This window comes from Pseudomonas sp. GW821-FHT02C04, assembly GCF_059421845.1.
The window spans coordinates 75401-99418 of sequence record NZ_JBWKVT010000011.1 but is presented as its reverse complement, the minus strand read 5'-3'; the positions used below and the strand labels follow the sequence as shown (position 1 = coordinate 99418).

The following is a 24018-nucleotide window of genomic DNA, read 5'->3' as shown; positions in this document are numbered from 1 at the left end:
CGCATAAAAAAACGCCCGGTTCCGTGAGGAATCGGGCGTTCTTTTTGAACGTGGAAGCGAAATTAACGCTTCGAGTACTGCGGACGCTTACGCGCTTTACGCAGACCAACTTTCTTACGTTCAACTTCACGGGCGTCGCGGGTAACGAAGCCAGCTTTGCGCAGAGCGCTACGCAGGGTTTCGTCGTAGTCCATCAGAGCGCGAGTGATGCCGTGGCGGATTGCGCCAGCTTGACCACTTACACCACCGCCGATCACGGTGACGTAGATGTCGAATTTCTCGACAGTCTCGGTCAGTTCCAGCGGCTGACGAACTACCATGCGGGCAGTTTCGCGGCCGAAGAACGAATCCAGCGAACGGTTGTTGATGGAGATGTTACCAGTACCCGGACGCAGGAAAACGCGTGCGGTTGCGGTCTTGCGACGGCCAGTGCCGTAATTTTGAGTCGCCGACATAATGTACTATTCCGTTAAAACTTCAGTTCTTGGGGCTGCTGAGCAGTATGTGGGTGTGCAGCGCCCGCATAGACTTTCAGCTTACGGTACATGTCGCGACCCAGTGGGTTTTTAGGCAGCATGCCTTTAACCGCGGTCTCGATCACGCGCTCAGGGGCTTTGGCGATCAGCTTTTCAAAGTTGATCGACTTGATGCCGCCCGGGAAACCGGAGTGGGAGTAGTACATTTTGTCAGTGGTTTTAGCACCGGTAACACGGATCTGCTCAGCGTTGATTACGACGATGTAGTCGCCGGTGTCAACGTGAGGAGTGTACTCAGGCTTGTGCTTGCCACGCAGACGGCTCGCGATTTCGGTGGCCAGACGACCCAGGGTCTGACCAGCAGCGTCGACGACAAACCAGTCGCGCTTTACTGTTTCCGGTTTAGCAGTAAAAGTTTTCATTCTTTATAGCCTCAGGGGCCGCCTGTAAATAAGACGGCGGATCTTACTGAATAGTGCGTACTTTGACAAGTCAAAGGCAGCCGGATACAGACGCTTTCGGGGGCTCGGGTCGGCGCGTCCGTTCAACGGCAAGATTCTTCGGCGGCGGCGCATCACTTCCACTGCAGAAAGAGGTCGGCAATTATGCAGATTGCGAAAAAAATTTCAACCTGCTTTTATGCTTGTTTTGCCCAAGGAGCACCCGATGGACTATCGCCAGCTAGGCCGTACCGACCTGAACGTGAGTGCAATCTGCCTCGGCACCATGACCTGGGGCGAGCAAAACACTGAAGCTGAAGCCTTCGCCCAGATCGAACGGGCCAAGGGCGCCGGGATCAATTTCATCGACACCGCCGAGATGTACCCGGTGCCGCCGAAAGCCGAGACCTATGCCACCACCGAGCGCTACATCGGCAATTACTTCAAGAGTCGCGGCGACCGCGCCGACTGGATCCTCGCCAGCAAGATCGCCGGCCCCGGCAACACCATCGACTACATCCGCGACAAGAACCTGCGCCACAACCGCCAGCACATCACCGAAGCCGTGGACGCCAGCCTCAAGCGTCTGCAGACCGACTACATCGACCTGTATCAATTGCACTGGCCGGAGCGCAGCACCAACTTTTTCGGACAACTGGGCTACAAACACAAGATTGAAGCCAACCTCACCCCGCTCGAGGACACCCTCGAAGCGCTCGACGAGCAAGTGAAGGCCGGCAAGATCCGCCACATCGGCCTGTCCAACGAAACCCCGTGGGGCACCATGCGTTTCCTGGCTTTGGCCGAAGCCCGTGGCTGGCCGCGCGCGGTATCGATCCAGAACCCGTACAACCTGCTCAACCGCAGCTTCGAAGTCGGTCTGGCGGAGATCGCCATCCGCGAACAGTGCGGCCTGCTCGCCTATTCGCCACTGGCGTTCGGTTTCCTGTCGGGCAAGTACGAAGGTGGCGCCCGCCCGCCAAAAGGTCGCCTGAGCCTCTACAGCCGCTTCAGCCGCTATTTCAACGCGCAATCGGAAGCGGCGTGCAGCCGTTACGTGGCACTCGCCCGGGAACACGGCCTGGATCCGGCGCAAATGGCGTTGGCCTTCGTCAATCAGCAACCGTTCGTCACCAGCAACATCATCGGGGCGACGACGCTTGAGCAACTGGACAGCAACATTGCCAGTTTCTATCTGAATCTTTCAGACGAAGTGCTTGAAGGAATTGAAGCGATTCACAAGGATCATCCGAACCCGGCGCCTTGATCCCGCGCTAAAAGTCGCGCTCCCACGCACGAGCGTGGGAGCGCCCAGGTCATAGCGACCGCGCAATGATCTCTTTCATGATTTCGTTGGTGCCGGCATAGATCCGCTGCACCCGCGCATCCGCCCACGCCCGGGCCACCGGGTACTCCCACATGAAACCGTAGCCGCCATGCAGTTGCACGCACTCGTCGAGCACCTTGCATTGCAGGTCGGTGCCCCAGTACTTGGCCATCGCGGCGGTCGGTACGTCGAGCTTGCCTTGCAGGTGCAGTTCCAGGCAGCGATCGACGAACACCCGGCCGATCTGAATCTCGGTGGCCATTTCCGCCAGTTTGAAGCGCGTGTTCTGAAAGTCGGCGATTGCCTTGCCGAACGCCTTGCGGTCACGGGTGTATTCCAGCGTCCATTGCAGCGCCGCCTCGGCCGAGGCCAGCCCGCCAATGGCCACGGTCAGACGCTCCTGCGGCAACTCCTGCATCAGATAGGCAAACCCGGCTCCGGCCTGACCCAACAGGTTTTCCTTCGGCACTCGCACGTCCTGGAAGAACAATTCGGACGTGTCCTGAGCCTTCATTCCGACCTTCTCCAGGCGCTTGCCCTTGTCGAAGCCCGGCGTGTTCGCCTCCACCAGAAACAGACTGGTGCCCTTCGCTCCAGCCTTGGGATCGGTCTTGGCGACGACGATCACCAGATCGGCGAGAAAACCATTGGTGATAAAGGTTTTCGAACCGTTGATGACATATTCGTCACCGTCCAGCACGGCAGTGGTCTTGACCCCCTGCAGGTCGGACCCCGCGCCTGGCTCGGTCATGGCGATGGCCGTGACCATCTCGCCCGACACCAGCTTCGGCAGGTACTTGTGCTTCAACGCCTCGCTGCCGTAATGCAGGATGTACGGCGCGACGATGTCCGAATGCAGCGAGAAACCGATGCCGGTCAGCCCCAGCCGTCCGACTTCCTCGATCACTACGGCGCTGTACAGAAAGTCCGCCCCCAGCCCGCCGTATTCCTCCGGCAGGTGTGAGCAGAGCATCCCCGCCTCCCCTGCCTTGTTCCACAATTTGCGGTCGATGTAGCCTTGTTTTTCCCATTGCCCGTGGAACGGCACGGCCTCTTTTTCAAGGAATGTCCGCACGCTGTCGCGGAACAATTCGTGCTCGGAGCTGAACAGGGTTCTGGGGATCATGCGACACCTTTTCTTTATTGTTGAAGGGATCAGACCTTCAGAGACTAAGCCTCGCTTCCGATACAGGACACTGGACACATCCGACAAAAAATAAGACGATCCAGCCGTCTGGTGACCACTTTCCCTTATAAAAACAAAAGTTGAATTATGTCTAAGCAAGTCTCCACGCCCTTGCGGCGCGTCAGCATCCTGGCGATCGACCGGGTTTTCGCTTCCACCCTCATGCAAGCCAAGGATTTCTTCCATCTGGCCAGCCTGCGTTACGGCAAACAACTGGGCCACGGCCTGACTCCGGCGTTCGAAACCCGCCTGGTCAGCCCCGACGGCAAACCGGTGAACAGCTTCAGTGACGTGGTCATGCCGGTGGACGGCGGCCTGGAAAACGCCGACGTCATCATCCTTCCAGCGTTCTGGGATGACTTCGACACGCTCTGCCAACGTTATCCACAGGTGCTGCCGTGGCTGCGCGAACAACACGCCCGTGGCGCGGTACTCTGCGGCGAAGCCACCGGGGTGTTCTGGCTGGCCGAAGCCGGCCTGCTCAACGGCAAGGAAGCGACCACCTACTGGCGCTTCTTCAATGCCTTCGCCGAGCGTTTCCCGCAGGTCTATCTCAATCAGGACAAGCACCTGACCGACGCCGACAATCTGTACTGCGCCGGTGGCACCACCTCGGCCTGCGACCTCTATATCTACCTGATCGAGCGCTTCTGCGGCGCCAATGTGGCGCAAGCTGTAGCCCGCGACATCCTCTACGAAGTGCAGCGCAGCTATTCGCCGGGCCGCATCGGTTTCGGCGGGCAGAAACTGCACCAGGACGTGATCATCCTGCAGATCCAGCACTGGCTCGAAGAGCATTTCGCCGACAAGTTCCGCTTCGAAGACGTGGCCCGCGAGCACGGCATGAGCATCCGCAACTTCATGCGCCGCTTCCAGACCGCCACCGGCGACAAGCCGCTGCATTATCTGCAACGGCTGCGCATCGAGACCGCCAAGGGCTTGCTCTCCGGCAGTCGCAAGAGCATCAAGACCATCAGCTACGAAGTCGGCTACGACGATGCGAGCTTCTTCGCACGCCTGTTCCGCCAGCACACAGAACTGTCACCGAACCAGTATCGACAGCAGTTCCAGCAAGCTGCCTGACGATTCGACCAGACACAAAAAAGGGCCTGCATCTGCAGGCCCTTTTTGTTTGCCGAATCCGCTTAAGGCTTGTGTGCCCGGGACAGGAATTCGTGGGATTGCATCTCCAGCAGACGGCTGAGGGTCCGCTGGAATTCGAACGTCAGACGCCCGCCGGTGTACAGGTCTTTCAACTCGACTTCGGCAGAAATGATCAGCTTGACGTTACGGTCGTAGAACTCGTCGACCATGTTGATGAAGCGTCGGGCGATGTCGTCGGTAGCAACGCTCATCTGCTCCACGCCACTGAGCAACACGGCGTGGAAAATCTTGCCCAGCTCGATGTAGTCGTTCTGGCTACGCGGGCCGTCGCACAGTTCGCGGAAGTCGAACCAGGCCACGTCATCGCAGGTGCGCAGCGCGCGGATTTCGCGGTTCTCGATGATCAGCACATCGTTTTCCACGGCGGCCGTGCACTCAGGCGTCAGCGCGCGGAAGCTCTTGCGCAGGCTTTCGTGGGCGGCTTCATCGAGCGGGAAGTGGAACAGTTCCGCTTGTTCGAGGTGACGCAAACGATAGTCGACGCCGCTGTCGACGTTGACGATCTCGGTGTTCTGCTTGATCAGTGCGATGGCCGGCAGGAAACGCGCGCGTTGCAGGCCATCCTTGTACAAGCCGTCCGGCACGATGTTCGACGTGGCGACCAGGGTCACGCCGTTCTTGAACAGCTCTTCCATCAGCGTGCCGAGGATCATGGCGTCGGTGATGTCGGAAACGAAGAATTCATCGAAGCAGATGACCCGCGATTCAGTCGCAAAACGCTTGGCGATGATGGTCAGCGGGTTTTTCTCGCCGCCGAGGGTCTTCATCTCTTCGTGCACGCGCTTCATGAAGCGGTGGAAGTGGGTGCGGGTCTTTTCCTTGAATGGCAGGGCTTCGAAGAAGGTGTCCACCAGGTAAGTCTTGCCGCGACCCACGCCGCCCCAGAAGTACAGGCCCTTGACCGGGGTCTGATCCTTTTTGCCAAACAGCTTGCCCAGCAAACCCGGCTTGTTCTGCTCGGCCGCGATCAGATCGTCGTACAGGCGTTGCAAGTGACGCACGGCAGTTTCCTGCGCCGCATCATGGAAGAAGTCCGGGCGTTTCAGATCAGCTTGATATCGTTCTAGGGGCGTCATAATTCGTTAGCAAGGCAACAAAAACGGGCCGTCACTGTAGCGATGGCCCGTGGGAATGGCAATCGGCCCTTGGTCGGGCCGGCCCGTTGATTATTCCTGAACCGGTGTCAGCGCGATCCGCAAAGCCTCGACGGCCGCATCCCGCGCAGCCACGTCGGCGAACGCCGGGCTGTCGCCGACGCACTCGCCTTCCAGCCAGACGCTGAAGCTCAGGTCCTCGCTGCGTACATCCAGCGCCTGACCCGATTGCAGTTGCTTGGTCACCAGGCCCGCGGTCTTGCCGTCGGCGAAGTTGCGCGACAGCAACAATTGCTCGCCATCGGCCGCCAGCAGACGGAAACGGAAGCTGCCGTCATCTTCACGGAAGCTGACGAAACGTGCGGCTTTCGCGGCTTTCTTCTTGGTGGTCGCGGCAACCTGAACCTGATTGACGAACGAACGCAGGCCAACCGCTTCACGCAATTCATTGAGGAACGGCGTCGCGACCGAACGGGCCTTCTTGGCGCCGTGTTGCAGGATGTCTTCCAGATCCGCCGGACGTTCGATCAACTGATGATAACGCTCGCGGGACTCGCCCAATTCGTTGTCCAGCAGCTGGAACAGACGGTTCTTCGCTTCGCCCCAACCCAGACCGCCCAGCAGTTCGCTGCGGAATTCGTCTGCCTGTGCCGGCGTGGAGAACGCCTGGAACAGGGTGAACAGGTGCGAGTTGTCCGGATCTTTCGCTTCGCCCGGCGCGCGGGAGTCGGTAACGATGCGCGAGATCGCGTCCTTCATTTCCTTGGCGCTGGAGAACAGTGGAATGGTGTTGTCGTAGCTCTTGGACATCTTGCGACCGTCCAGGCCCGGCAAGGTGGCCACGCTTTCCTCGATCAGCGCTTCGGGCATGGTGAAGAACTCCTTGCCCTGGCCGAACAGGTGGTTGAAACGCTGGCCGATGTCACGCGCCATTTCCACGTGCTGGATCTGATCGCGACCGACCGGCACCTTGTGCGCGTTGAACATCAGGATGTCCGCCGCCATCAGCACCGGATAGCTATACAAGCCCATGGTGATGCCGGCATCCGGGTCTTCGCCGGTCTCGACGTTCTTGTCCACCGAGGCCTTGTAGGCGTGGGCGCGGTTCAGCAGGCCCTTGGCAGCGACGCAGGTCAGCAGCCAGGTCAGCTCGGGGATTTCCGGGATGTCGGACTGGCGGTAGAAGGTCACGCGATCCACATCCAGGCCACCGGCCAGCCAGGTCGCGGCGATTTCCAGGCGCGAGCGCTGAATGCGCAGCGGGTCATCGCACTTGATCAGGGCGTGATAGTCGGCCAGGAAGTAGAACGAGTCGGCATTGCTGTCGCGGCTGGCGAGAATCGCCGGGCGGATGGCGCCGGCGTAGTTGCCCAGGTGCGGGGTGCCGGTGGTGGTGATGCCGGTGAGGATGCGGGTACGGTTCGTCATGGGTAATCGCTTGTCAGACTGCAATCAATTCGAGAGACGCGGCAGGATCAGATCCTTGAGATCGGTCAGCTTGCCATGAAAAAAGTGTCCGCATTCTGCCACTTTCAGCAGCTCATGGGGGCGCTGGAGTTTGTCAGACCAGTCGTAGACCAGCTGCGGATCGATCACTTCGTCGGTTTCCGGCTGGATCACCGTGAGTTCGCCCTGCTGCGGCAACTGATCCTGATCGCCCAGGCGCATCACCGCCGGTGCAACCATGAACAGGTGCTTGAGCTGTACGCCCTGGGCTTCGAGTCGGCCGCCGAGACTTGCTGCAACAAATCCACCGAAGGAGAAACCGAACAGAGTCAGCGGCAGATCCGGGTGTTTTTCCAGCAGCCAGGCAGCGGCTGCCTGGGCGTCATCGACTTCACCGCTGCCCATGTCATGGGAACCTTCGCTGGCACCGACGCCACGATAGTTGAAGCGCAAGGTGATCAGACCAGCATCGCGCGCAGTGCGCTGCAGGGTCGAGACGACCTTGTTGAGCATGGTGCCGCCCTGCACCGGGTTGGGATGGCAGATCAGCGCGATGCCGCGCGGCTGCTCGCTATCCAGGTACAGACTTTCAAGTTGACCCACCGGGCCATCAATCACTACAGGGGTTTCACGCATCAGCAAGGAAGGAACTCCGTGACCTCGAATCGGGTCGACTCGTCTAGCAAATTGTCTGTGCCAATCTATTGCGAGTGAATCGCGGTATACAGCGCAGGTTCGAGCCGTTAACGTAAAGCAAAGCCGTTTATAGAGGAAGGACTCGTGGAACACTCGCTCTTAGTTTGGTTGTTACCGACTCTTGCCCTGGTTGTGGGTGTCGCCATTGGTTTCCTGATCGCACGCGTTGCGCCGAACGCCGCGCCCAGCCGCACACAGCGTCAACTGGACGACATTCAGGAACGCTTCGACAGTTATCAGAACGAAGTGGTGACCCACTTCAACAGCACCGCCAATCTGGTCAAGAAGCTGACCCAGAGCTATCAGGAAGTGCAGGATCACCTCGCCGAGGGCGCCAATCGCCTGGCCCTGGACGAACAGACCCGTCAACGTCTGCTCGCCTCTCTGCACGCAGAGGCTGCGCAGGCCCCACGCGAACGCCTGACGCCACCGCGCAATCAGGAGCCGCCGCGCGACTACGCGCCGAAGACTCCGAACTCGCCGGGCATGCTCGATGAGCATTACGGCCTGAAGAAGTAATCAGTCTTCAGCGCAAACAAAAAGCCCCCGGACAATCACTTGTCCGGGGGCTTTTTTGTGCCTGACGGTTACGGGTACTGCTGAACCGTGCCTGGCTGCTGTTGCTGCTGACCACCGTACTGCTGGCCCGGAATCGCCTTCAGGTTGACTTCAACGCGACGGTTCTGCGCCCGACCGTTGACGTCACCGTTGCTGGCAATCGGATTATCCGGGCCGGCACCGCGGGCCGACAGGTTGGCACCGCTGACACCTTGCGAAGTCAGGTAGGTCGCCACGCTCTGCGCACGGCGCTGGGACAGGTCCATGTTGTGCTGACGGCTGCCGGTGCTGTCGGTGTAGCCGACGATCTCGATCTGGTTCTGGCTGAACTCCTTGAGCGAGCCGGCCAGGTTGTTCAGCGGCTGATAGAAGCTTGGAGCGATGTTCGCCGAATCGGTGGCGAAGGTAATGTTGCCCGGCATGATCAGCTTGATCTGATCGCCCTGACGCTGCACCTCGACTCCGGTGTTGGCCATGCTGGCGCGCAGCTTCTTCTCTTGCTGGTCGGCGTAGTAACCGTAACCGGCTGCCGAAGCACCGACGACGGCGGCACCGATCAAGGCGCCCTTGCCGCGGTTGTTGTGGTCGATGGCAGCACCGGCCAACGCGCCGGCCAGTGCGCCGAGGCCACCGTACTTGGCGGTTTTGCTCATGCCCTGGGAGCCGCCGTCGGCCTGGCCCTGATTGTCATACGGGTTGGGCGAGGCGCAGCCGGACAGCACGGCGACGGCAGTAGCGACAATAATCAAACGACGCGTGGTGAACATGGAGAGCTCCTACTTTTTGCATTCTGTGGTGCAACGGCCGTTTGGCAATGGACCTTTGCGGGCGTTGGATCATGACAATGCACAAAAATTCCACCGCGCACTCGTGACAAAATGTTTAGGCGCGCACGAACGGGTTTTCGCGCATTTCGTCCCCCAGACGCGTGTCCGGACCATGTCCAGCCACAACGATCGCGTCTTCATCCAGTGTGTACAGCCGCTGCTTGATCGATCGCACTATGGTCGCCTGATCGCCGCCCCACAAATCCGTGCGCCCTACTCCGCGCCGGAACAACGTGTCGCCGGCAATCAACAGCTTAGCCTCGGAAAACCAAAAGCTCATGGAACCGGGTGTATGCCCCGGCGTGTGCAGTGCCACGCCGCAGCCGCAAGCCAGTTCCTCGTCGTCGCTCAGCCAGCGATCCGGTGACGGCACCGGGGTGTAGGGCACGCCGAACATCTGGCATTGCATTTCGAGGTTGTCCCACAGGAACTGATCTTCCTTGTGCAGGTGCAGGGTCGCGCCGGTTTTCTCTTTCATCTGACCGGAGGCCAGGAAGTGATCAAGGTGCGCATGGGTGTGGATGATGCTCACCACCTTCAGACCCAGCGCGTCGAGGCGCGCCATGATCAGATCGGGATTGCCGCCCGGGTCGACGACAATGGCTTTTTTCGTGACCGGATCACCGATGATCGTGCAGTTGCACTGCAGCGGGCCGACGGGAAAAGTTTCGCGAATCAGCATGGAGTTGGGGGCACTCATGGGAATTCCTGGACGAACGGTAGTGAGGTTGGTTTCAGAATTCTACTGCACAGGCCGATACAGATCGCCCGGTCAGTTATTTGACGCCAGCGATCAGAAAAATGATGGCTTAATGATGTCAAACTTCCTGTTTCTGGTGCAAAATCGCATTTTTTGTAGCGGTCGCATTCAGGAAGGGCCGCAGCGCACTCAGGAAATCCCCGCATGCCTACGCCCAAGACTTACTCCATCTCGTTCCCCGCTACTCTGACCGGCAATGCCACTGTTGACAGCCTCATTTCCGGCACCTACTGGCTGGGATCCAACTGGGGCAAAGGTGGAACCAGTCTGAGCTATAGCTTCATGGCTCCTGGTACCTCGTACTTCGTCACCGACTACAGTCCCGACAATGAATACAACGCGCTGTACGAGCTCACTCCGGGTCAGAAGGCGGCGGTGAACTACTCACTGGGGACTTGGGCAGCCGTCACCAATCTCAACTTCAGCCTGACCACAGACACGCTGACCAACGTGGGTGACCTGCGCTTCGGCGGCTATCGGCTGATGGACAACAAGACCGCTGCCTGGGCTTATTTCCCTGCCAACACCCCGGCCGGTGGCGATGTCTGGATTGGCCCGCAGACGGGCGAAGCCACCCCGCTGAAGGGGTCTTATGATGTCATGACCTTCATCCATGAGATCGGTCACGCACTGGGTCTCAAGCATCCGTTCGATGCCAGCTCGACCAACAAGACACTGCTGGATCCTTCACTGGACGACGTTCACTTCACGGTGATGAGTTACAGCAGCAATTACTCGTACCAGCCGACGACACCGATGGTTCTCGACATCATTGCGATTCAGAGCCTGTATGGCGTCAACACGATGTGGCAGACCGGCGACAACGTCTACAAGTGGGCACCTGACCAGTCGATTTTTGAAACCATCTGGGATGCCGGCGGTAACGACACCATTGATGGCAGCAATCAACTTGCCTCCGTGAAAATCAACCTGAATGAAGGGGCCTACAGCCAGATCGGCAAGACCTTCACTGACCTGAACACTCAGGCTGCGATCAATGACGGCCTGGCGATTGCCTATGGCGCAAAAATCGAGAATGCCATCGGCTCGGCATTCGATGACGTCCTGACCGGCAACGCACTGAACAACACCCTTAACGGCATGGCAGGTGCAGACTCCATGACCGGGGGCGACGGTAATGACACCTACTACGTCGATAACGTCGGCGATACCGTGGTTGAGCTTGCAAACGCCGGCTCGGGTATCGATACCGTCATTTCTTCCCTCAGCTACACCTTGGGCAATAACGTCGAAAACCTTACGCTGGTGGGCACCGATAATCTGACGGCCACCGGCAATGCGTTGAACAACGTATTGAACGGCAACAGTGGCAACAACTTCATTGATGGCGGTGCCGGCGCGGACTTCATGGCCGGCGGCGCGGGCAATGACACCTACATCGTCGACAATGTCGGCGACGTGGTCAGCGAAACCAGCACCGTAGCCGGTGAAATCGACACCGTTCGCTCTTCGGTCAACTTCATCCTGGGCGCCAACCTCGAAAACCTCACCCTCACCGGCACTGGCGACATCTTTGCCTTGGGCAACTCCCAGGACAACGTGCTGATCGGCAACGACGGCAACAACCAGCTGTCCGGTGCCGGCGGCCTCGACACCATGATCGGCGGCAAGGGCAACGACACCTATGGCCTCGATCAGGCAGGCGAACTGGCCCTGATCCAGGAACTGGCCAACGAAGGCACCGACACCCTGCTTCTGACCTATGCCGCCACCTCGCAGATCGTCGATATGACCATCAGCAACCTGCAGAACGTGGAAAACGTGACAGTGCTGGGCAGTGGTGCTTTCGCTGTGCTCGGCAACAGCCTGGACAACGTGCTGATCGGTAATGCCGACAACAACATTCTCAACGGCGGAGCGGGCGCGGACATCCTCAATGGTGGCGCGGGCAATGACACCTATGTAGTCGACAACGTCGGTGACGTGGTTATCGAAAACGGAACCTCGGCGACGGAAATCGACCAGGTTTACTCCTACATCAACTACACCCTGGGCAACAACGTCGAAAACCTTTCGCTGGTGGGTACTGACAATATCAACGCGACAGGCAACGCCCTGAACAACGTGTTGAACGGCAACAGCGGCAACAACATTCTCGACGGCGGTGCCGGCGCGGACTTCATGGCCGGCGGCGCCGGCAACGACACCTACATCGTCGACAATGCCGGCGACGTGGTCAGCGAAACCAGTACGGTAGTCGGTGAAATCGATACCGTTCGCTCTTCGGTCAACTTCATCCTGGGTGCCAACCTCGAAAACCTCACCCTCACCGGCACTGGCGACGTCTTTGCCTTGGGCAACTCGCAGGACAACGTGCTGATCGGCAACGACGGCAACAACCAGCTGTCCGGCGCCGGCGGCCTCGACACCATGATCGGCGGCAAAGGTAACGACACCTATGGCCTCGATCAGGCAGGCGAACTGGCCCTGATTCAGGAGCTGGCCGACGAAGGCAACGACACGCTGCTGATCAGCTACGCATCGACCCTGCAAACCAATGTCGTCGACCTGAATCTGAGCAACTTGCGCAACGTTGAAAACGTCACCCTGCTGGGCAGCGGCAACTTCACGCTGACCGGCAACAGCCTGAACAACACCCTGATCGGCAACGCCGACAGTAACTACATCGATGGTGGTGCCGGCGCAGACTTCATGGCCGGTGGCGCCGGCAACGACACCTACATCGTCGACAATGCCGGCGACGTGGTCAGCGAAACCAGCACCGTAGCCGGTGAAATCGACACCGTTCGCTCTTCGGTCAACTTCATCCTGGGCGCCAACCTCGAAAACCTCACCCTCACCGGCACTGGCGACATTTTTGCCTTGGGCAACTCGCAGGACAACGTGCTGATCGGCAACGACGGCAACAACCAGCTGTCCGGTGCCGGCGGCCTCGACACCATGATCGGCGGCAAGGGCAATGACACCTATGGCCTCGATCAGGCAGGCGAACTGGCCCTGATTCAGGAACTGGCCAACGAAGGTAACGACACCCTGTTGATCACCTACGCCGCCACACCGCAATCGAGCCTTGTCGATCTGAGCATCAGTAACCTGGTGAATGTCGAAAACGCCACGTTGCTGGGCAGCGGCAACTTCACGCTGACCGGCAACAGCCTGAACAACACCCTGATCGGCAACGCCGACAGCAACATTATCGACGGCGGTGCCGGCGCGGACTTCATGGCCGGTGGCGCCGGCAACGACACCTACATCGTCGACAATGCCGGCGACGTGGTCAGCGAAACCAGCACTCTGGCGAGCGAAATCGACACGGTACAAGCCTCGATCAGTTACGTCCTGGGCAACAACCTTGAAAACCTTACGCTGGTGGGCACCGACAATCTGACGGCCACCGGCAATGCGCTGAACAACGTGTTGAACGGCAACAGCGGCAACAACATTCTCGACGGCGGTGCCGGCGCGGACTTCATGGCCGGCGGCGCAGGCAATGACACCTACATCGTCGACAATGCCGGCGACGTGGTCAGCGAAACCAGCACCGTAGCCGGTGAAATCGACACCGTTCGCTCTTCGGTCAACTTCATCCTGGGCGCGAACCTCGAAAACCTCACCCTCACCGGCACTGGCGACGTCTTTGCCTTGGGCAACTCCCAGGACAACGTGCTGATCGGCAACGACGGCAACAACCAGCTGTCCGGCGCCGGCGGCCTCGACACCATGATCGGCGGCAAGGGCAATGACACCTATGGCCTCGATCAGGCAGGCGAACTGGCCCTGATTCAGGAGCTGGCCGACGAAGGCAACGACACGCTGCTGATCACCTACGCATCGACCCTGCAAACCAATGTCGTCGACCTGAATCTGAGCAACTTGCGCAACGTCGAGAACGCCACCTTGCTGGGCAGCGGTAACTTCCGTTTGAACGGCAACGCCCTGAACAACACCCTGATCGGCAACGCCGACAGTAACTACATCGACGGTGGCGCCGGTGCGGACTTCATGGCGGGCGGCGCCGGCAATGACATCTACATCGTCGACAATATCGGCGACGTGGTCAGCGAAACCAGCACCCTGGCGAGCGAAATCGACACGGTACAAGCCTCGATCAGTTACACCCTGGGCAACAACGTTGAAAACCTCACCCTAACCGGCACCGACAATCTCAATGGCACCGGCAATGCCCTGAACAACACCTTGATCGGCAACAGCGGCGACAACGTTCTCGACGGTGGTACCGGCGCAGACATCATGATCGGCGGCGCGGGCAACGACACCTACATCGTCGACAATGCCGGCGACGTGGTCAGCGAAACCAGTACGGTAGTCGGTGAAATCGATACCGTTCGCTCTTCGGTCAACTTCATCCTGGGTGCCAACCTCGAAAACCTCACCCTCACAGGCACTGGCGACGTCTTTGCCTTGGGCAACTCGCAGGACAACGTGCTGATCGGCAACGACGGCAACAACCAGCTGTCCGGCGCCGGCGGCCTCGACACCATGATCGGCGGCAAGGGCAACGACACCTACGGTCTCGATCAGGCCGGTGAACTGGCTCTGATTCAGGAACTGGCCAACGAAGGTAACGACACCCTGTTGATCACCTACGCCGCCACACCGCAATCGAGCCTTGTCGATCTGAGCATCAGTAACCTGGTGAATGTCGAAAACGCCACGTTGCTGGGCAGCGGCAACTTCACGCTGACCGGCAACAGCCTGAACAACACCCTGATCGGCAACGCCGACAGCAACATTATCGACGGCGGCGCCGGCGCGGACTTCATGGCCGGTGGCGCGGGCAATGACACCTACATCGTCGACAATGCCGGCGACGTGGTCAGCGAAACCAGCACCGTAGCCGGTGAAATCGACACCGTTCGCTCTTCGGTCAACTTCATCCTGGGCGCGAACCTCGAAAACCTTACCCTCACCGGCACTGGCGACGTCTTTGCCTTGGGCAACTCCCAGGACAACGTGCTGATCGGCAACGACGGCAACAACCAGCTGTCCGGTGCCGGCGGCCTCGACACCATGATCGGCGGCAAAGGTAACGACACCTATGGCCTCGATCAGGCCGGTGAACTGGCCCTGATTCAGGAACTGGCCAACGAAGGTAACGACACCCTGTTGATCACCTACGCCGCCACACCGCAATCGAGCCTTGTCGATCTGAGCATCAGTAACCTGGTGAATGTCGAAAACGCTACGTTGCTGGGCAGCGGCAACTTCACGCTGACCGGCAACAGCCTGAACAACACCCTGATCGGCAACGCCGACAACAACGTCCTCAATGGTGGAGCCGGGACGGACACGCTCACCGGTGGTGCAGGTGCGGACACGTTTGTCTTCGGTGGCGTCAACGAAATGGGTACCGGCAGCAACCGCGATGTCATTACCGACTTCAACAGTGCGCAAGGTGACAAGATCGATCTGACGAAGTTTGATGCCAATCTGCTGACCGCCGGTTTCAATGGCTTCACCTTCATCGGTGCGGGCGACTTCACTGGCGCTGGCCAACTGCGTTTCGTCGACCATGTGCTTTCGGGCAACGTCAGCGGCAACGCCGGTGCGGACTTCGAAATCCAGCTGGTCGGTGTAAACAGCTTCAGCGCCACCGATCTGGTGGCCTGATACAACCCGACACCCGACCTGTTTTCACAGGTCGGATGCCAAAAAAACGCCCCGATGATTCGGGGCGTTTTTGTTGGCGTCGATCAAGCCAAAGACCTAGCTCAGAACCCCGAGTTCCTTGGCCCTCGCCACTGCCTGTGTGCGCCGCTCAACCCCCAGTTTGCTGTTGATATGACTGGCGTGGGTTTTCACGGTATGCAGCGAAATGAACAGTTGTTCGCTGATTTCCTGATTCGAGCAGCCTTGGGCAATCAGTCGCAGGACTGCCAGTTCGCGACTGCTCAACTGCTCAGTGATCGGAGAATCCTGCACCGTGCGCAACGCTGGCGGCGGGAAGTGCTCCAGCAGTTGCTGACCGACAAGACCTGGTGCGTTCAGCGACAATTGCCCGCGTAACCAATCGGCGTGGTCTTTGACCAGGCGCTCGAATGGCTGCAACACCCCGCCACTGGCTGCTTCCATTGCCTGTGCCAACGCTTTGCGAGCCTCGGGTTCGCGATTGCTCACCAGCAGCAGCGTCACCTTCTGCGTCAACGCCATCACACTCAACAACTGGCGCCCGGTCTGCTGGCCGTTTTCCAACAGTACATTCAACCGGCCTTCGGCCAGCATCGGTTGCCCCTGAATGACATCCAGCAGCGCCTGCTGCAATTCGACATGCAACGGCAACTGCGGGTGAAACTCCGGTGGTGCCGCAGCGCGTTCGCCGGTGTAGGTCTGCCCCAGTCGCGCCAGCCAGGCCTCGGCCAGGTCAATCCGCCCCTGCGCCAGCCACAACTCGCATTTGACCAGCGTGATCATCGCCAGGTAGTAGATCGGCGGAACATCCCAGATGTGCATCAGACGCTCGGCTTCGGCCAGTTCGGCGAAAGCCCGGGCGTAATCCCCGCGGCTGCCGTCAAGCCGGGCAATCACGCAGTGACCAATCAACACGCTGATATCACGACAGGCCCGCGCTTCACTCAGGCCGGACTGCAACCGGGCTCGCGCCGCTTCGGGCTGCAAGCGCATGGCCAACAGAAACCCCTCATACAACGTCAATCGCGCACGCACGGCATACAAACGCTGCGCCGACAATCCGCGCAGACGCTCGAGGCCCTGATGCACTTCATCGAGCGAGCGCACGATCTCCCCCCGCGCCTGCAATACCCGGGCACGGTCGTAGTGGGCCAGCGCTTCGAACAGCGGATTGCCGACCCGTTGCGCCAGCTCCAGGGATTCGCGGTTCAAGCCCCGGGCGCGCCACAGATCGCCGTCGGCAATCGCCAGGTTGGACAAGGTCGACAAACACATCAGGCGCTGGCCGTAGCGCTTGGCCGGCAGGCTTTCCAGCGCTTCGCTGCAATACTCGATGGTCTGCTCGCGATGCCCTCGGCCACGGGCGATGATGCCCTTGAGCGCCAGCCATTGGGCAAGCATGGATTTCTGCGCGGTGGCCGACGGCGCCGGCAGAAACCGGCTCAGGTGGCTGGCGAGTTCTTCGGCCGCGTCGAGCTGACACGCCAGCCCCAGCGCCCAGCTGTACAACACGATCAGGCGTGGCGTGCTGATCAACAGACTGTCAGGCAAGTCCATCTTCCAGCGCAGCAACATGCCGACGTTCTGCTCGGCGAGCAGTTGTTCCTCGGACAGGTTCTGGACCAGATTCGCCGCCACGTCCAGATGCCCTGCCCGCAACGCCTGCTCCACGGCCTCATCCAGCAGGCCCTGGGCATTGAACCAGCGACAGGCGCGCAGGTGCAGTGTTGCCGCGGGGACGATCGCCCGGGCGATCGGCCTGCTGCGCAACAGATCGGAAAACAGATGGTGATAGCGGTACCAATGCCCGTGCTCATCCAGCGGCACCAGAAACACCTGATGCGCCAGCAGGAAGCCCAGAATCTCGGCACTGTCGTGGGACTCGCGCACTGCGTCGCACAACTCGCTGCAAAAGCGTTCCTGGGGCGCGGTGTCGTAAAGGAAGGCCTGCACCTCCACCGGGAGACAGTCGATGACTTCTTCCAGCAGGTAATCACGGATCAGCCCTTCCCCGCTGTTCAAGGCCTGTGGCAACGCTGCGTCACTCCCGGCCTCGGACACAGCCAGCAACCAGAAGCGCAGCCCGGCCACCCAGCCTTCGCTGCGCTGAATAAGATTTTCCAGGGCTTCACCGCGTAGCGAGCTGCTGTGCCGGTCGAGCAAAGCGAGGGCTTCGTCGTGGGTCAGGCGCAGATCCTGTTCATGCAGTTCCAGCAACTGTCGCGACAGGCGCAGACGGGCGAGATGCCAGTCCGGCCGCTGACGGCTGGTAACCATGACCAGCAGGCCATCGGGTAAATGATTGAGGAAAAATTGCAGGCAACGGTCAAGTACCGGTCCTTGAGCGAGGTGGTAATCGTCCAGCACCAGCAACAGAGGCGAGGTCGGTTGCAGGTGCAGGGCCAGCTCATCGAGCAGGCCGTCGAGCCATTCTTCGAAGGCGAACGGCTGATGACGCTGACGCATTTTCAACAGGCCGAGTGCGCGGCTGCCGAGTTCCGGGAAGTAGTCCTGCAGGCCTTCAAGCAAACGCTCGAGAAAGCGTCCCGGATCACTGTCCCGGGCGCTCAGTCCCAGCCACAGACTTTGCCAATGTCCCGGCAGACTTTGACAGAACTCCACGGCCAGCGAGCTTTTACCAAACCCGGCCGGGGCGCAGACCAGCAACAGACGTCCACCGAGCCCGGCTTGCAGGCGCTCGCAGAGGCGGGGTCGCAATACGTATCCGTCAGGCAGCGGAGGACGGAAAAAGCGTCCGTCCAGTGCCGCGACGGCAACGCTTGCGGGACCCGGAAGTGGGGACAGATCAGTCATGGCCGGCTCTTGTTTGAATGGCTGTTGGCGGCGTGGCAGATGTCCGCAGACTAGCCTTAAACGGCGTACATATGAAGTTGTTGCTACAAATGGCTACAAAATCACGACGCAAAAAAACGCCCCGAACCAGTCGGGGCGTTTTTTCGAGGATGCGGCCTCGGGTTACAGCTTAGCGGATACCGTCCTGGCCCAGGTTGCCTGGCTGGAATTCGCTTTTGCTGGCAGAGAAGCCGAAGTCATACGCTGATTTCTCTTCGTTCTTCATGCCCAGTGCCAGATAGCGACCCGATTGCAGGTCATACAGGGTTTCCAGCGCGTACCACGGCACTTGCTTGTCGTAGTAGTCCTCGGCATGCGCCTCGGCGACACGCCACAGCTGACCGCGACCGTCGTAATGGTCGATGACGGCTGCCTGCCAGGTATCTTCATCGATGAAGAAGTCACGTTTGGCATAGATGTGACGCTGACCCGGTTTCAAGGTTGCCACCACGTGCCAGACGCGACGCAGCTCGTAACGAGCCAGGTCCTGATTGATGTGGCCGGCCTTGATGATGTCGGTGTACTTCAGAGTTGGCGAATCGATCTTGTAGCTGTTGTTGGCAATGTACATCTCTTTCTTGCCTTCAAGCTTCCAGTCATAACGATCCGGTGCACCGTTGTACATGTCCAGGTTGTCGGAGGTACGCAGACCGTCCGCCGCAGTGCCCGGACCGTCATAGGACACTTGTGGTGCCTGACGTACGCGACGCTGGCCGGTTGCATAAACCCAGGCCTTGCGCGGCTCTTTCACCTGATCGAGGGTCTCGTGCACCAGCAGTACGGTACCTGCCAGACGAGCCGGCGCGGTCACTTTCTGCTTGAAGTAGAACAGCACGTTGCCCGGGTTGGCCGGATCGTAGTCCTTCATCTTGTCGCGGAACACGAACTGGTCCTGGAAATACACCAGGCTGAACGAGCCGTTGGTCTGCGGCGTTGCCTGGGTCACAAGACGGGTCACGCTGCCACCGCGGTAGCGGGTGATGTGGTTCCAGATGACTTCCAGACCGTCTTTCGGGATCGGGAACGGTACGGCGGTCTGGAAGTTTTCCAGACCGTTGCCACCGGCCACCAGCGTGGTGGTCGTTGCGTTTTTCCTGATAGCGGCGAACACGTCATCCGGCACGGTGGCACCGCGATGGGACGGGTAAACCGGCATCTTGAACGTGTCCGGGTAACGCTGGAACATCGCGTACTGACCCGGCGCGAGCTTGTCCTTGTACTGGTCGACGTTTTGCTTGGTGATGATGAACAGCGGTTTTTCACTGGCGTACGGATCGGACAGGAAGCCTTTGCTGTCGACGGTGCCGGCATTTTTCGCCAGTGGTTTCCAGGCCGGGATCGAACCGTCGGCGTTGCCCGCCATCTCGGCCCCCATCGGGGTCAGGCTCTTGCCCAGCTTGTCGGCTTCGGCGGCAGGGACCGCCGCCATCACGCTGGTCGCAAGCAGCGAAAGCCCCAGAACACCGGCGTGAAACAGACTCTTTGTTATTTTCATAGGTTTGTTCGTCCTGAAAAAACTGTGCTTAGAAGTTCACGCCAACACTGAGGGCAACGAAGTCGCGATCATCCACGGTGCTGTACTCGCCACCAAAGAAGTTGGTGTAGGCCAGGCTTGCGGTGTAAGTGTTCTGGTACTCGGCATCAAGACCGAGGCTGATTGCCTTGCGGCCTTCCTCGAAGTTGCCGCCAGGGCCTGGGGAGTAACCCTTGACGTCGTGGGACCAGGCCACGTTCGGCTTCAGGTTCACGCCGGCGAACACGTCGCTGTAATCCCAGATGGCACGAGCGCGATAGCCCCAGGAAGTAGCGGTGGTGAAGCCGTTGTTGTCGCAATTGCTGGAGCGGTTGCTGGTCGAAGCGCCAGGGCCGGCACCGTTGATGGTCGAGGTATTGAGGATCTGCGAGCAGGTATCCAGGCCGCCGGTCGCCGGCAACTCACCCGGACCGAAGACCGGATCGCGGCCATAACGGGCCTCGGACTTGCTTTCCAGACCGCCGACGTGAGTCACACCGACTTCACCCACCAGGGTCAGACGGTTGGCACCCATCACCTGATCGAAGAAGTGCGTCAGGGTGGTCTGGAGCTGAGTGATTTCCTTGCGGTTGTAACCGTGCAGGTCTTGACCCGGAACGCCGTTGAGGATCGAGGCGTTGGTCAGGGCACCGCCCAGCGGACGCACACCGGCGAACAGGATATCCGTGGAGTTCAGTTGCACTGGCGCGTTCGGCCGGTAGCTGACCTCACCGCTCCACGCCGTACCGGTAGGCAGGGTGGTGGAGAAGCTCAGACCGTAGAGGCGAATGTCCTCTGGATACTCGATGAAATACTCGGAGTTACCCGCGACCACCAGAGGGCCCAGTGCCTGGAACGGGCCAGGAAGTGCCTTGACGCCGTTGTAGATCGACTGTGGCGCGCCGGTTGCGCTGAAGATCGGCGCACGGCTGTGGTAGTTCATGAAGTAGGCACCGAACTCGGTGGCCAGCGGATCGAACATGTACTTGGCGGACACGCCCCACTGCCCGCTGTCCCGCGCATTGCGGTTCGGCGAACGGCGTACCAGCACGCCTTCTTCGTTGACGTCGACATTGGCGGCCGCCAGCGGGCCGAGGGCGATACCCGGAATGGTCGAGCGCTTGTTCAGCACGCGCAGGTTGTCGTCGCAGCCGGTGGTCACGATGTCAGGCTGGGAGAAGAACGTGCCGCAGTTGTCGGTCACGGTCTTCTGCCAGTCGATCTGGTAGAAACCTTCGGCCGACAGGTTTTCGGTGATGCTCTGGGACAGGTAGAACATGTTGACCGGGATCAGGCCTTCCTTGATCTCGGCGCCCGGACGGCGGAAGGCGGAAACGTCGATCGGGTTGATCGAGTTGATGCCGCCACCGATGAAGGTACTTTCACCCCAGTTCACCACCTGCTTGCCCAGACGCACCGAACCCGGCTCATCGGCAATGGAGTAATTGTGGTAAACGAAGGCGTCGAGGATCTGGCCACCCGAAGAGCGGGCTGCCACGTCGCGGTTATGGTTGCTGACGTCCTTGTATTCCAGATCCTGATTCTGCAGCGCGAAGTCGTACCAGTACTTGCCCCGGACGAAGACACCGGTGTCGCCGTATTTCAATTCGAGGTCGTGGATGCCCTTGAAGATCTTCGAGAAGGCTTGCCCGCTCTTGAAGTTCAAGTGACCGTCGTCGGAGGTCTGGGACAGGCCCCGGCCGCCGTTGTTGACACCAATAAGATCCTTGTTCGGCTGCTGGGTCGAAATACTCATGCCCAGGGAGAGCGAGGAGTCGAACTGGCCTTCGATTTCACCGACGTTGAAGCTGACGCCGAATGCGGGCCCGGCGAGCGTGGAGGCAAGACTGACCGCCAGAGGCAGTTTCGCCCGGCGCCAGAACTGGTTTACTGAGGTCATCGACGCTACTCCATGTGCATTATTGTTATGGCAGTGAGTACTTTTAAAAACGCCTGAAGGACCGGGCGCCAGAGGCTTCCCGAAATCACTTCAATGTTGCATCGCCCCGTTTGTGCGTGTGCCCCGTTCTTAAAAATCCTTGAGCGGACTATAGCCAGCAGGTGGTACTGCTTGATCCCTCTAAAGTGTGATTTGCAGCTGCCGGCCACTCTGGAACAGTCCTTTCGCCAGTCCGACACATGTCGGCACGGCAAGGATGGCTGAAAATTTCGATTTAACAAGCCAAGCGCTTGCTTGGTGGGTCTGGCGCGCCGTTTTCGGCGCGCCAGGGGACACTCAGAGTGTCGAGAGGAAGGTGCTGTTGTTGGCCTGCCATTCGGTGATGTCGAGGCGGATGCGCTTCTTGTCGAGCTTGCCGACACTGGTCTTGGGAATTTCAGTAACAAGGGCGATCTGGCTCGGAATCGCCCACTTGCTCAGGTGCCCCAGTTCCACGAACGGCTTGAGGTGTTCCTTGAGCTCACGGGCCCCGATGGCGTGCCCTTCGCGGATCACCAGCAAGGCAAACGGGCGCTCGCCCCACTGCGGATCGGCGATGCCCACCACTGCTACTTCACGTACCGCGACGTGACGACTGATCAGGTCTTCGAGGTCCAGCGAGGAAATCCATTCGCCACCGGTCTTGATCACGTCCTTGATCCGGTCGCGGATGTCGATCACGCCCATGCTGTCGAGCGTGGCGACGTCCCCGGTATGCAGCCAGCCGCCGGCCCACAGCTCGGCGCCCTTCTGCGGTTCGTTGAAATAACCTTCGGTCAGCCACGGTGCGCGCAGCACCAGTTCGCCCTGGGTCTCGCCGTCCGCCGGGAGGAAATTCCCCTCGGTGTCGACAATCGCCGCTTCGACCAGTGGCCCCGGCACGCCGGCCTTGATCCGGTAGGTGGTGCGCTCGTCTTCCGTGCCTGCCATCAATTCATCGTTCAGATGCGCGCACGAGACCAGCGGCCCGGTTTCCGACATGCCATAGGCGGCCGTCAGTTGAATGCCCTTGCTCTTGGCCGTTTCATACAGCGTGCGATTGAGTGCGCTGCCGCCGATGACGATTTTCCAGCCACCGAAATCGGTCCCCTGCGCGGCCTTGGCGTTGAGCAGCATTTGCAGAATGGTTGGCACACAGTGGGAGAATGTGACCTTCTCCTTGCGCCACAACTCGACGAGGAACTCCGGGTCGTAACGCCCCGGGTAAACCTGCTTGAGCCCGAGCATGGTCGCCACGTAAGGCAGGCCCCAGGCATGCACATGGAACATCGGGGTGATCGGCATGTACACGTCGTTGGTGCCCAGCAGCCGCACGCTGTCGATGGCGCCCATGATGGTCGACACGCCCATGGTGTGCAGCACCAGTTGCCGATGGGTGAAGTACACGCCTTTCGGATTGCCGGTGGTGCCCGTGGTGTAGAACGTGGTGGCGACCGAGTTTTCGTCGAAGTCCTGGAAATCGTACTGCGGGCTCGCGTCCGCCAGCAACTGCTCGTACTCGCCAACCAGATTCGGCAGGTCCGCGGTTTTTTCCGGCAGATCGGTCAGCAGCAGGGTTTTCTCCACCGTCGTCAGGTGTGGCGCGATGGCCTGGTACAGCCCGACGAACTCGCTGTTGACCAGCACGAAGCGGTCCTCGGCGTGGTTCATGGTGTAGAGGATCTGTTCCGGTGACAGGCGCACGTTGATGGTGTGGATCACCGCGCCGATCATCGGAATGGCAAACATGCACTCCAGGTAGCGATGGCTGTCCCAGTCCATCACCGCCACGGTATCGCCGGCCTTCACGCCGGCCGCCGTCAGTACGTTGGCCAGTCGCGCGACGCGTTCGATCAGCGTCGGATAGCTGTAGCGCAACTGGTCACGGTAGATGATCTCGCGGGTTTTCTCGTAACGGGCGCCCGACATCAGCAGCCGTTTAATCAGCAATGGATACTGGTAGGCCCCTTCGGCGGGCGGAATAACGCGAGTCTGCAACATAAGAATCCCTTTTCTGACTGCACGGTGTTGGCGTTGGAGTTTTGTACTCTAGAACCCTTATACGCCAGCCAAATCAGCCAAAGGAATGATTTGCAGAGCCGTACAAATGCTAGCTTTGCGCCAGCATT

The 24018-nt window shown here is 59.8% G+C and carries 16 protein-coding genes; 4 read left to right on the top strand and 12 right to left on the bottom strand.

Going from position 1 to position 24018, the window contains the following annotated elements:
• Positions 1-62: 62 nt before the first annotated feature.
• Together rpsI and rplM are read right to left on the bottom strand one after the other, a co-directional pair.
• Positions 63-455 (bottom strand): 30S ribosomal protein S9, encoded by a 393-nt coding sequence (gene rpsI, locus AC07VV_RS28605; RefSeq protein ID WP_007961615.1) that lies wholly within the window; start codon positions 453-455, stop codon positions 63-65.
• Positions 456-469: 14 nt separating this feature from the next.
• Positions 470-898 (bottom strand): 50S ribosomal protein L13, encoded by a 429-nt coding sequence (rplM, locus tag AC07VV_RS28600; protein ID WP_007917032.1) that lies wholly within the window; start codon positions 896-898, stop codon positions 470-472.
• A gap of 244 nt (positions 899-1142) precedes the next feature.
• On the opposite strand from rplM, the gene AC07VV_RS28595 reads away from it, so the two are divergent.
• Positions 1143-2183, top strand: coding sequence for an NADP(H)-dependent aldo-keto reductase (locus tag AC07VV_RS28595; protein ID WP_085709340.1), 1041 nt, complete (start codon positions 1143-1145; stop codon positions 2181-2183).
• Positions 2184-2232: 49 nt separating this feature from the next.
• On the opposite strand, the gene AC07VV_RS28590 is transcribed toward AC07VV_RS28595, so the two are convergent.
• Positions 2233-3369, bottom strand: coding sequence for an acyl-CoA dehydrogenase family protein (locus AC07VV_RS28590; RefSeq protein WP_096822844.1), 1137 nt, complete (start codon positions 3367-3369; stop codon positions 2233-2235).
• A 246-nt stretch (positions 3370-3615) separates the two neighbouring features.
• Here AC07VV_RS28590 and AC07VV_RS28585 point away from each other — a divergent pair, with 246 nt between their 5' ends.
• Positions 3616-4512 carry a GlxA family transcriptional regulator gene (locus AC07VV_RS28585; protein WP_173861364.1) on the top strand — a complete coding sequence of 299 codons (897 nt, stop codon included), beginning with the start codon at positions 3616-3618 and terminating at the stop codon, positions 4510-4512.
• A 62-nt stretch (positions 4513-4574) separates the two neighbouring features.
• Here AC07VV_RS28585 and zapE read toward each other — a convergent pair whose 3' ends face one another.
• The 3 genes from zapE to AC07VV_RS28570 form a co-directional block, all read right to left on the bottom strand.
• A complete protein-coding gene (gene zapE / locus AC07VV_RS28580) occupies positions 4575-5669 on the bottom strand; it encodes a cell division protein ZapE (RefSeq protein WP_045121816.1) in 1095 nt (364 codons plus the stop codon).
• 90 nt (positions 5670-5759) lie between these two features.
• Positions 5760-7115 carry a tryptophan--tRNA ligase gene (locus tag AC07VV_RS28575; RefSeq protein WP_495038159.1) on the bottom strand — a complete coding sequence of 452 codons (1356 nt, stop codon included), beginning with the start codon at positions 7113-7115 and terminating at the stop codon, positions 5760-5762.
• A 24-nt stretch (positions 7116-7139) separates the two neighbouring features.
• A complete protein-coding gene (locus tag AC07VV_RS28570; protein ID WP_457381980.1) occupies positions 7140-7769 on the bottom strand; it encodes an alpha/beta hydrolase in 630 nt (209 codons plus the stop codon).
• Between the two features lie 144 nt (positions 7770-7913).
• On the opposite strand from AC07VV_RS28570, the gene AC07VV_RS28565 reads away from it, so the two are divergent.
• Positions 7914-8348: a Z-ring associated ZapG family protein gene (locus AC07VV_RS28565; protein WP_096822847.1), complete on the top strand. Its 435-nt coding sequence runs from the start codon at positions 7914-7916 to the stop codon at positions 8346-8348.
• A 68-nt stretch (positions 8349-8416) separates the two neighbouring features.
• Here AC07VV_RS28565 and AC07VV_RS28560 read toward each other — a convergent pair whose 3' ends face one another.
• Together AC07VV_RS28560 and AC07VV_RS28555 are read right to left on the bottom strand one after the other, a co-directional pair.
• A complete protein-coding gene (locus AC07VV_RS28560) occupies positions 8417-9154 on the bottom strand; it encodes a YiaD family glycine zipper/OmpA-like lipoprotein (protein WP_096822848.1) in 738 nt (245 codons plus the stop codon).
• Between the two features lie 115 nt (positions 9155-9269).
• Complete coding sequence (locus tag AC07VV_RS28555; RefSeq protein WP_096822849.1) at positions 9270-9914, bottom strand: MBL fold metallo-hydrolase; 645 nt, start codon at positions 9912-9914, stop codon at positions 9270-9272.
• Positions 9915-10118: 204 nt separating this feature from the next.
• On the opposite strand from AC07VV_RS28555, the gene AC07VV_RS28550 reads away from it, so the two are divergent.
• Positions 10119-15587, top strand: a complete 5469-nt coding sequence (locus AC07VV_RS28550) for a M10 family metallopeptidase C-terminal domain-containing protein (protein WP_495038158.1) — start codon at positions 10119-10121, stop codon at positions 15585-15587.
• A 96-nt stretch (positions 15588-15683) separates the two neighbouring features.
• On the opposite strand, the gene AC07VV_RS28545 is transcribed toward AC07VV_RS28550, so the two are convergent.
• The 4 genes from AC07VV_RS28545 to AC07VV_RS28530 all read right to left on the bottom strand — a co-directional run bounded on the left by AC07VV_RS28545 (position 15684) and on the right by AC07VV_RS28530 (position 23890).
• Positions 15684-18419, bottom strand: a complete 2736-nt coding sequence (locus AC07VV_RS28545) for a winged helix-turn-helix domain-containing protein (protein WP_495038157.1) — start codon at positions 18417-18419, stop codon at positions 15684-15686.
• A gap of 169 nt (positions 18420-18588) precedes the next feature.
• A complete protein-coding gene (locus AC07VV_RS28540) occupies positions 18589-19953 on the bottom strand; it encodes a DUF1329 domain-containing protein (RefSeq protein ID WP_495038156.1) in 1365 nt (454 codons plus the stop codon).
• Positions 19954-19981: 28 nt separating this feature from the next.
• Positions 19982-21871, bottom strand: coding sequence for a DUF1302 domain-containing protein (locus AC07VV_RS28535; RefSeq protein ID WP_495038155.1), 1890 nt, complete (start codon positions 21869-21871; stop codon positions 19982-19984).
• A gap of 336 nt (positions 21872-22207) precedes the next feature.
• Entirely contained in the window at positions 22208-23890 is a 1683-nt protein-coding gene (locus tag AC07VV_RS28530; RefSeq protein ID WP_495038154.1) for a fatty acid--CoA ligase, read from the bottom strand.
• Positions 23891-24018 lie beyond the last annotated feature (128 nt).

Coding starts and splice junctions, on each gene's coding strand:
- AC07VV_RS28530 (WP_495038154.1), bottom strand. CDS start 23,890: ATGTTGCAGACTCGCGTTATTCCGCCCGCCGAAGGGGCCTACCAGTAT.
- rpsI (WP_007961615.1), bottom strand. CDS start 455: ATGTCGGCGACTCAAAATTACGGCACTGGCCGTCGCAAGACCGCAACC.
- AC07VV_RS28595 (WP_085709340.1), top strand. CDS start 1,143: ATGGACTATCGCCAGCTAGGCCGTACCGACCTGAACGTGAGTGCAATC.
- AC07VV_RS28560 (WP_096822848.1), bottom strand. CDS start 9,154: ATGTTCACCACGCGTCGTTTGATTATTGTCGCTACTGCCGTCGCCGTG.
- rplM (WP_007917032.1), bottom strand. CDS start 898: ATGAAAACTTTTACTGCTAAACCGGAAACAGTAAAGCGCGACTGGTTT.
- AC07VV_RS28555 (WP_096822849.1), bottom strand. CDS start 9,914: ATGAGTGCCCCCAACTCCATGCTGATTCGCGAAACTTTTCCCGTCGGC.
- AC07VV_RS28550 (WP_495038158.1), top strand. CDS start 10,119: ATGCCTACGCCCAAGACTTACTCCATCTCGTTCCCCGCTACTCTGACC.
- AC07VV_RS28590 (WP_096822844.1), bottom strand. CDS start 3,369: ATGATCCCCAGAACCCTGTTCAGCTCCGAGCACGAATTGTTCCGCGAC.
- AC07VV_RS28575 (WP_495038159.1), bottom strand. CDS start 7,115: ATGACGAACCGTACCCGCATCCTCACCGGCATCACCACCACCGGCACC.
- AC07VV_RS28545 (WP_495038157.1), bottom strand. CDS start 18,419: ATGACTGATCTGTCCCCACTTCCGGGTCCCGCAAGCGTTGCCGTCGCG.
- AC07VV_RS28540 (WP_495038156.1), bottom strand. CDS start 19,953: ATGAAAATAACAAAGAGTCTGTTTCACGCCGGTGTTCTGGGGCTTTCG.
- AC07VV_RS28535 (WP_495038155.1), bottom strand. CDS start 21,871: ATGACCTCAGTAAACCAGTTCTGGCGCCGGGCGAAACTGCCTCTGGCG.
- AC07VV_RS28570 (WP_457381980.1), bottom strand. CDS start 7,769: ATGCGTGAAACCCCTGTAGTGATTGATGGCCCGGTGGGTCAACTTGAA.
- zapE (WP_045121816.1), bottom strand. CDS start 5,669: ATGACGCCCCTAGAACGATATCAAGCTGATCTGAAACGCCCGGACTTC.